This is a genomic window from Prosthecobacter sp., assembly GCF_020439865.1.
Classification (GTDB): Bacteria; Verrucomicrobiota; Verrucomicrobiia; order Verrucomicrobiales; family Verrucomicrobiaceae; genus Prosthecobacter.
Genome location: NZ_JAGRPF010000056.1, coordinates 1 through 7,231, shown reverse-complemented (window position 1 = coordinate 7,231; position 7,231 = coordinate 1). Strand labels below are relative to the sequence as shown.

Here is a 7,231-nt window from a genome sequence, read left to right as displayed (position 1 = left end):
GGGTGCCGCCGCAGAGTTCCATGCTCCAACCATCGAGCTTGTGCGGCTGGCCGCCGATCTGCACGACGCGGACGAGGTCGCCGTATTTTTCGCCAAAGAGGGCCATGATGCCGTTGTTGGCCTTGGCTTCGACGTAGGGCACTTCGCTCCACGAAACGGGGTCATTGGCGACGATGCGCTCGTTCACGAGGCGCTCGATGTCGGCGAGCTGCTGCGGGGTGAGCGCGGCGCTGTTGAAGTCGAAGGTGAGTTTGTCCGGCGTGACGCTGGAGCCTTTCTGCGTGGCGTCCTTGCTGACGACTTCGTGCAACGCCCAGTGCAAAATGTGCGTGACGGTGTGGTGTCGCTCGATGGCATGACGACGCGGCGCATCGACGACGAGCTTCACCGTGGCATCGACAGGCGGGGCTTCGTCGCCACCGAGGAAATGCAACCAGGTGTTGCCGACTTTGGTGGTGGCGGTGATGGGGAAGGTGTTCGCACCGAGGATGAGCTGGCCCGCGTCGCCGATCTGGCCGCCCATTTCGGCGTAGCAGGTGGAGACATCGAGCACCACGGCGGTCTTGTCCTTCATCTCGACGACTTCGAGCACCTTCACATCGGCTTCGAGGTTGTCGTAACCGATGAACTTGGTCGGGGCCTTGGTTTCGATCTCGGAGACGGAGACGACCTGCTTGTTCTTCTTGCCTGCTTCACGGGCCATCTCTTTCTGGCGTTCCATGAGCTTGTTGAAGCCATCGACGTCGACCTTGAGGCCGCGCTCGCGTGCAAGGAGCTCGGTAAGATCGAGCGGGAAGCCATAGGTGTCGTAGAGCTGGAAGGCGAAATCACCTTTGATCAGCTTTGTTCCATCTGGATGGCGTTCCGCAGCATCTTTCAATTCCACTTCGTCACCTACTCCAATATTCACCGACCCAGTGACGTGTGCGCCAGATGGATAGGGAAGATCGATATTGCCTACCGCTGATTCGAACAACGTAATGCCCTTATCCAGCGTCCGATTGAACGCTTCCTCCTCGATCTTCAGCACACTCTTGATCTGCTCCTTCTTCACGCGCAGCTCGGGGAAGACATCGCCCATCTGCGCGGCGAGGACATCGACTAGCTTGTAGAAGAAGGGCTCTTTGAAATCGAGCGTGCGGCCGTATTTCACGGCGCGGCGGAGGATGCGGCGGAGGGTGTAGTTGCGGTCGCTGTTGCCGGGCTGGATGCCGTCGGCGATGGCGAAGCTGAGGGTGCGGATGTGGTCGGCGATGACGCGGAAGGCGACGTCGATCTTTTCCTGCTCGGTGACGGGCACAACGTGGCCTTGCTCGTTGGCCTTCGGCAGCGTGCTGGCATACGTTTTGCCGGACATCTTCGTCAGCTCGTCAAAGATGGGACGGAAGACGTCGGTGTCGTAGTTGCTGATCTTCGCGTTTTGGAAGTCGGTGAAGTTTTTCGTGCCCTGGATGATGGAGCACACGCGCTCGAAGCCCATGCCGGTGCCCACGTGCTTCGCGGGGAGCGGCTCGAAGGTGCCTTCGGGTGTCGCGTTGTATTGGATGAAGACGTTGTTCCAGATCTCGATGCAGCTCGCGTCGCTGCCGTTCACGAGTTTCGCGCCCGCCTTCTGCCGCTCGAGGTCGAGGTCGCGCGGACCGGGCGTGAGGTCGACGTGGATCTCGGTGCACGGGCCACATGGGCCGGTGTCGCCCATCATCCAGAAGTTGTCCTTCTTGTTGCCGTTGACGATGTGGATGTCGGGATCGAGGCCGATGCTGCGGAATTTTTCGGCCCAGATCTCCCAGGCCTCCTGGTCGCGGTCGGCGGGATCGCCCTTCGATTTGTCGGGCTGGTAAATGGTGGCGTAAACACGCGTGGGCGGGAATTTCCAGCGCTCAATGACGAGCTCCCAGGCCCAGGCGATGGCCTCTTTCTTGAAGTAGTCGCCGAAGGACCAGTTCCCCAGCATCTCGAACAGCGTGTGGTGATAGGTGTCGAGGCCGACGTCTTCGAGGTCGTTGTGCTTGCCGCCGGCGCGGATGCACTTCTGCGTGTCCGCGGCGCGGGTGGGCAGGCCTTTGTGCAGGACGCCGGGCCAGGTGTCCACGTCCGCGCTGCGCTCGCCGAGGAAGATGGGCACGAACTGGTTCATGCCCGCATTCGTGAAGATGCGCGCGCCGTCGCGGCTGGTGTAGCCGACGTTGTCGCTGGGCACGATGGTGTGCTGCTTCTCCTTGAAGAAATCGAGGAAGGTGGCGCGGATTTCGGCGGCGGTGGGGATCTTGGCGGACATGAGGCTGGGAAAACGGGAGCGCGGAGTATGGCGGAAGACTTGAAGTGGTAAAGGGCGCAGTTCGCGGCGGCGCAAGACATGGAGAATGCCACCTTGGGTCAAGATCGCGCCTTCCCAGACGTATGACACTGCGTGATTCGCCCCCTTGTCACTCTCGCCTTTCTATCGTCCGCCCTCGCGGAGCCCGTCGACTTTTCCAAGCAGATCCGCCCGATCCTTAGCGAAAACTGCTTCTTCTGCCACGGCCCCGACGAAAAGAAGCGCGAAGCCGACCTCCGGCTCGATGAGGAAGGCCCCGCGAAAGCCAACAACGATGGCGTCATCGCCGTGGTGCCGGGGAATCTGGAGAAGAGCGCTCTCATCGAACGCATCACAAGCGCCGATCCCGACGAGGTCATGCCGCCGCCGAAGCAGCACAAGACGATCACGCCCGCGCAGGTGGCGTTGCTCAGAGAATGGATCCAGCAGGGCGCGAAATGGGGCAAGCACTGGAGCTATGAGAAGGTCGTGCGGCCAAAGGTCCCCGCCGGCGCCAAGAATCCGGTGGATGCGTTTTTGATGAAGCGCCTGGCCGAGGAAGGACTCGCGTATTCGCCGCAAACCGACGCTGCCACGCTCATTCGCCGTGTGGCCCTCGATTTGACCGGCCTGCCGCCGACCCTCGACGAACTCGCGACGCTCTCGAAGCAGCCGCACGACAAGATTATTGATCACTACCTCGCTAAACCTGCCTACGGCGAGCACTGGGCGCGCCAGTGGCTGGATCTCGCGCGTTACGCGGACTCGTCCGGCTATCCGAGCGACCAGCCACGCGAAATCTGGGCCTACCGCGACTGGGTGATCCGCGCGCTGAACGCGAACATGCCCTTCGATCAGTTCACCATCGAACAAAACGCGGGCGATCTGCTGCCGAACCCGACGGACGACCAGCTCATCGCCACCGCGTTTCACCGGAACACGATGACGCAAAACGAAGGCGGCACGGATGACGAGGAATTCCGCAACGCCGCGATCATCGACCGCGTGAACACGACATTCGCGGTGTGGATGGGAACCACGATGGCCTGCGCGCAGTGCCACACGCACAAGTACGATCCCATTTCGAACAAGGAGTACTTCGAGTTCTACGCCTTCCTCAATCAAAGCGCCGACAGCGACAAGAAGGACGAGGTGCCGCTTCACAGCTTCGACACGCCGGAGACGAAACAGCATCGCGAGCGCCTGAAGGGCGAGATCGACGCACTCGAGAAGAAGTTCGCGACTCCCGATGCGAAATGGCTCGCCGGACTTGACGTGTGGGATCGTGGCTTTGCGCGTGATCTTGGCTGGCAGACCCCAAAGCCCGCTACGGTGAGCACGAAGTCGAAACAAACCGCCGCCATCGCAGCCGACGGCACCGTTTCGATTCCGAAGACCAGCGACACCGACACCTACACCATTGAATTGCCAGCCACGGGCGACAAACTCAGCGCTTTGCGCCTCGAAACGATTCCTGCCGACGGCTTCGGCAACTTCGTCATTTCTGACGTGAAAGCGGAAGTCGTTCCGCCGGATGCGAAAGCTGCTCCGCAAGCGCGATTTGTGCGCATCGAGCTTCCCGGTCAGAAAAAGCTGCTGCAGCTCGCCGAGGTGCAGGTCTTCAGCGGCGCGGAAAACATCGCACCACAAGGCAAGGCGACGCAAAGCAGCATGTATGCGGACGCCGCCGCCAAACGCGCCAACGACGGTAACACTGAAGGCGATTACCAGAAGAGCAGCGTCGCGCACACGAGCGGCAACGAAAACGATCCGTGGTGGGAGGTTGATTTGAAGACCGCCAAACCGATCGACCGCGTCGTCGTATGGAATCGCACCGACGGTGGCACGGGCAAACGTCTCGACGGTTTCCACGTCGTGCTGCTCGATGACAAACGTCAGACCGTGTGGAAGAGCGATGCCACACCCGCGCCTGACAAAGACAAAGCGTTCGCCATCAGCGGCCCCGTGGCCGTGAGCTTCACCACCGCGCTGGCCGATTATGAGCAGAGCGGATTCACCGCTGCGTCGGTTTTGAAGCCGAAGGACAAGAAGAACCAAGGCTGGGCCATCGCCGGCGCCACGGACAAGCCGCACACGCTCACTTTGCTCGCTGCATCACCCGTCGTTGTGCCACAGGGTTCGAAGCTGCGCGTGACCATCGCGCAGAACAGCGAGTTCAAGCAGCACACGCTCGGCAAATTCCGCCTCAGCTTCACCGGCGATGCGCGCGTGCAACAGGTGACGAAGGTGCCGCAGAACGTGATCGCCGCGCTCGCACAACCTCAGCGCACGCCGGCGCAGCAGAAGACGGTCGTGGATTACTATGTGCGCAACGTGGCGAAGGAATCCGCGACCGAACGCACGCGTCTCGCTGCTGCACAGAAGGAACTCGCCGCGATCAAACCGGTGACCGTACCGATCATGCAGGATCTCGATCCGAAGCAGCGCCGCGTGACGAAGATGCAGCTGCGTGGCAACTGGCAGGCGCTTGGCGATGAAGTCAGCGAGGCCACGCCTGCGGTGTTCAATCCCCTGCCCGCCAACGCGCCGAAGAATCGTCTCACGATGGCGAAGTGGCTCGTGAGCCGTGACAATCCGCTGACCGCACGCGTCACGGTGAACCGTTTGTGGGAAAGCATTTTCGGCACCGGCATCGTGCGCAGCAGCGAGGAGTTTGGCAGCCAGGGCGATCTGCCCGTGCATCCCGAATTGCTCGACTGGCTCGCCGCCGAGCTCATGGACAGCGGCTGGGACATCAAGCACATGCTCAAACTGATGCTCACGAGCCAGGCGTATCAGCAAAGCTCCAAATCGACGCCCGAACTCAACGAACGCGATCCTGACAATCGCCTGCTCGCCCGCGGTCCGCGTTTTCGCCCCACCGGCGAACTGTTGCGCGATCAAGCGCTCGCGGTGAGCGGACTGCTCAACGAAAAAATGTTCGGTCCGCCCGTGCGTCCGATGACGCCGAACATGGGCCTCAGCACCGCCTTCGGCCGCAGCAACGACTGGACCGTCAGCGAAGGCGAGGACAAGCATCGCCGCAGTGTTTACACCGAAGTGCGCCGCAACAGCCCGTATGCGAGCTTCACCACCTTCGACGCCGGCAACCGCGAGGTCTGCCTGATCCGCCGCAGCCGCACGAACACGCCGCTGCAGGCCTTCGTGACGCTGAACGATCCCGTCTTCATCGAAACGAACCAGGCCATGGCCCGCCGCCTCATGCGCGAAGCCAAAACGACGCCCGAACGCCTCGCGCATCTCTTCAAACTCTGCCTCAGCCGCGAGCCCACCGCGCACGAAGTCACCGCGCTCACGCAGCTCTATAACGACAGTTTCGCGTCCTATCGAAAAGACACCGAGTCAGCGACGAAGATGGCCACCGATCCGCTCGGCCCTGCCGACAAGGACGCGAACCTTCCCGAACTCGCCGCCTGGACCGCCGTAGCGAATGTCGTCATGAATCTGGATGAGTTTTTGATGCGCCGTTAACCTTTGCCTGCCTGCTTTTATGAATCCGATCACTCACGATCAACTTCAGCTCACCACGCGCCGCCAGTTTCTCGGCAATGCGGGACAGTTCAGTCTCGGCGCCATCGCGATGCATGCGATGCAGCAGAACGCCGGAGCGAAACTGACGGCGGACAATCCGATGCTGCCGAGGAAGCCGCATTTCGCCGCGAAGGCGAAACGCGTGATCTATCTGCACATGAGCGGCGCGCCCCCTCATCTCGATCTGTTTGATTACAAGCCGGAGCTGGTGAAGCGCAGCGGGCAGGACTGTCCGGATTCGATTCTCAAAGGCCGCCGCTTCGCCTTCACCACCGGTGTGCCAAAGCTCATGGGCACGCCGCGCACTTTCGCGCGCTACGGCAAGGCGGGCATGTGGATGAGCGATGCGTGCCCGAACTTCCACAAGATCGCGGACGAGATGTGCATGATCCGCTCGATGAACACGGACCAGTTCAATCACGCGCCGGCGGAGCTGCTGCTTTTCACCGGGCATGCGCGGCAGGGTCGTCCGTCGATGGGTTCGTGGGCAACGTATGGCCTCGGCACGGAGAATCAGGATCTGCCGGGTTTCGTTTGTCTCATCTCGAGCGGCACGCAGCCGAGCGGCGGCCAGGGCCTGTGGGGCAGCGGCTTTATCCCGAGCGTGTATCAAGGTGTGCAATGCCGCAGCAAGGGCGATCCCGTGTTGTTCGTGAGCGATCCGGCCGGCATGAACCGCGACATGCGGCGCAAGACACTCGATGTGCTGAACCAGCTCAATCAGGAGCAGGTCGCCGAGTTTGGTCATCCGGAGACCGTCACGCGCATCGCGCAATACGAGCTGGCGTATCGCATGCAGGCCAGCGTGCCGGAGGTGATGGACATCACGAAGGAAAACGCGGCAACGCTGGAGGCCTACGGCGCGAAGCCGGGTGAATCGAGCTTCGCCAACAACTGCCTGCTCGCGCGTCGTCTCGTCGAGCAAGGCGTGCGCTTCGTGCAGCTCTTTGACTGGGGTTGGGACTTCCACGGCACCGCCGAGGCCACCGGCATCACCGACGGTCTCACGAAGAAAGTCGCCGCTACCGACAAACCCGTTTCAGCGCTCATCAAAGACCTCAAACAACGCGGCCTGCTGGAAGACACGCTCGTCATTTGGGGCGGTGAATTCGGTCGCACGCCCTTCCGCGAAGGCCGCACGGCCGCGAGCAAGGTTCTGGGCCGTGACCACTACCCCGACTGCTTCACCCTCTTCATGGCCGGCGGCGGTGCGAAGGCCGGATTCGACTACGGCAGCACGGACGAACTCGGCTTCAGCGTCGCCGAGAACAAAGTCCACGTGCACGACTTCCAGGCCACGGTCATGCACCTGCTAGGTTTCGATCACGAACGCCTCACCTACCGCTTCCAAGGCCGCGACTACCGCCTCACCGACATCCACGG

3 protein-coding genes are annotated in these 7,231 nt (G+C 61.8%); 2 read left to right on the top strand and 1 reads right to left on the bottom strand.

All coding sequences use genetic code 11. From position 1 onward, the window contains the following. On the bottom strand, positions 1-2,278 hold a 2,278-nt coding region (locus tag KDL09_RS05570; RefSeq protein ID WP_294382476.1), incomplete at its 3' end, for an alanine--tRNA ligase-related protein. 132 nt (positions 2,279-2,410) lie between these two features. Between KDL09_RS05570 and KDL09_RS05565 the strand changes: the two genes are divergently transcribed. Both KDL09_RS05565 and KDL09_RS05560 read left to right on the top strand, forming a co-directional pair. Beyond that, positions 2,411-5,788: a DUF1553 domain-containing protein gene (locus KDL09_RS05565; RefSeq protein ID WP_294382473.1), complete on the top strand. Its 3,378-nt coding sequence runs from the start codon at positions 2,411-2,413 to the stop codon at positions 5,786-5,788. A 19-nt stretch (positions 5,789-5,807) separates the two neighbouring features. Then, positions 5,808-7,231, top strand: a 1,424-nt coding sequence (locus tag KDL09_RS05560; protein ID WP_294382469.1) for a DUF1501 domain-containing protein, incomplete at its 3' end; no start/stop codon positions are given.